At 48.6% G+C, this 2,593-nt stretch carries 2 rRNA genes (1 of these 2 running past the window's edge); both read left to right on the top strand.

What is annotated here, in order from left to right:
• Positions 1–1,453: ribosomal RNA gene (locus tag ACJJIT_RS20760) — 23S ribosomal RNA — on the top strand; it begins 1,428 nt to the left of the window's first position.
• 203 nt (positions 1,454–1,656) lie between these two features.
• Positions 1,657–1,772 (top strand): 5S ribosomal RNA (rrf, locus tag ACJJIT_RS20765).
• Positions 1,773–2,593: the final 821 nt, after the last annotated feature.

A 2,593-nucleotide genomic window follows, 5' to 3' on the forward strand; every position in this document is an offset into this window, starting at 1 on the left:
GATTGGTTGTCCATGTTTAAGGTTGTAGGCTGGGGACTTAGGCAAATCCGGGTCCCTAAGGCTGAGAATTGATGACGAAGCCCACTTGTGGGTGAAGTGGTTGATGCCCTGCTTCCAGGAAAAACTTCTAAGCTTCAGGCAATAGTGAATCGTACTCTAAACCGACACAGGTGGTCAGGTAGAGAATACCAAGGCGCTTGAGAGAACTCTGGTGAAGGAACTAGGCAAAATGGTACCGTAACTTCGGGAGAAGGTACGCCGGTTTTGGTGATGGGACTTGCTCCCTAAGCTGAGGCCGGTCGAAGTGACCAGGTGGCTGCGACTGTTTATTAAAAACATAGCACTCTGCAAACTCGTAAGAGGACGTATAGGGTGTGACGCCTGCCCGGTGCCGGAAGGTTAATTGATGGGGTTAGCTTCGGCGAAGCTCTTGATCGAAGCCCCGGTAAACGGCGGCCGTAACTATAACGGTCCTAAGGTAGCGAAATTCCTTGTCGGGTAAGTTCCGACCTGCACGAATGGCGTAACGATGGCCACGCTGTCTCCACCAGAGACTCAGTGAAATTGAAATCGCTGTTAAGATGCAGTGTACCCGCGGCTAGACGGAAAGACCCCGTGAACCTTTACTACAGCTTTGCACTGAACTTTGAGCCTACTTGTGTAGGATAGGTGGGAGGCTTTGAAGCAGTAACGCTAGTTACTGTGGAGCCGTCCTTGAAATACCACCCTGGTATGTTTGAGGTTCTAACTCTGGTCCGTTATCCGGATCGAGGACAGTGTATGGTGGGTAGTTTGACTGGGGCGGTCTCCTCCCAAAGAGTAACGGAGGAGTACGAAGGTGCACTCAGCATGGTCGGAAATCATGCAATGAGCATAATGGTATAAGTGCGCTTGACTGCGAGACAGACATGTCGAGCAGGTACGAAAGTAGGTCATAGTGATCCGGTGGTTCTGTATGGAAGGGCCATCGCTCAACGGATAAAAGGTACTCCGGGGATAACAGGCTGATACCGCCCAAGAGTTCACATCGACGGCGGTGTTTGGCACCTCGATGTCGGCTCATCACATCCTGGGGCTGAAGCCGGTCCCAAGGGTATGGCTGTTCGCCATTTAAAGTGGTACGCGAGCTGGGTTTAGAACGTCGTGAGACAGTTCGGTCCCTATCTGCCGTGGGCGTTGGAAATTTGAGAAGAGTTGCTCCTAGTACGAGAGGACCGGAGTGAACGAACCTCTGGTGTTCGGGTTGTCACGCCAGTGGCATTGCCCGGTAGCTATGTTCGGACGGGATAACCGCTGAAAGCATCTAAGCGGGAAGCCTCCTTCAAGATTAGATTTCCCTGACTCCTTGAGAGTCCTAAAGGGCCGTGGAAGACTACCACGTTGATAGGCTGGGTGTGGAAGCGTTGTGAGGCGTTGAGCTAACCAGTACTAATTGCCCGTGCGGCTTGACCATACAACAGAGATGGTTACTAACGACTAGCTAAGCTAGCGGATTGTGGAATGAAAGACACACAATGATCGCTTGCGGTGTATTACTACAGATTGTTTTACCGACTTATTTGGGGTTATCGCCGGTCAACAGACCGAGGCAAACAGCGATAACACGGCAGGCCAAGCAGATTGCTTATAAGACCAACGCCAACCCAAGCCAGTTTGCCTGACGACAATAGAGTTGTGGAACCACCTGATCCCTTGCCGAACTCAGAAGTGAAACGCAACATCGCCGATGGTAGTGTGGGGCTTCCCCATGTGAGAGTAGGTCATCGTCAGGCTTCTAATCCGAAAGGGCCACCCAACAGGGTGGCCCTTTTTTTATGGCTGAAAAAAATTAAAAAATTAAAAAATTAAAAAATTAAAAACTAAGAAAGGGAAAGAAGAGAGACGCGCTGCGCGCAAAGTCATATTGATTCGAGCCTGTGGCTCTCACCCTCCGAGCTGCCTTCGGCAGGCTCAACCGATACCGGCTGTCAGGTTTCTAAAAAAAGAGTCCCTCACCGGTTGCGCTACCGGGGTTTCTTTTTGGGGTACGGTAAAATATTTTCACTATCTCGCGTGCCTGCGCTGCTCTGTGAATCGTTCGCAACCCCGGAGCCATACACCGCAGGCTGACGAGAGCTGTTCGCCATACAGTGTGGGCCCAGTGTTTCCAGTAGCTTGCAAAAATAGCTCCAAATAAATTAGTCAGTTTCCACTCCAAAAAATAAACCCCTAAAAGATCTTTACGTTTCTTCCTCAAGTTTTTCAGAGCTTCTGCAAAAATTTGCCACTGGATACATACTTAAAACTACTTTCATGAACTTTAGGTTTGTATTTTTAATGGCTTCAAAACTACCAGAGTTAGTAAGCTACTAAATACTCCCAGAAATTTATCCCCTATAGCCTAGTATCCCTAATAGTTATTCAATCTGGCTGCCAAATAGTGTGGATAGTGCCGTGCTTCTAAAAAACTACGCGTATATTCCCCGATAGTGATGTGGGGATTTTATTCATAGTTATATTTTCCGTTTCCACCATCAGGGGATGCATTTACAGTCTTTTTTTTAACCAAAAAGCATTTTGGAGATTTATTACATAAAGTGCTTGCGGAGCCTCC

This window comes from Microbulbifer mixtoriginis (SeqCode) (assembly GCF_052467515.1).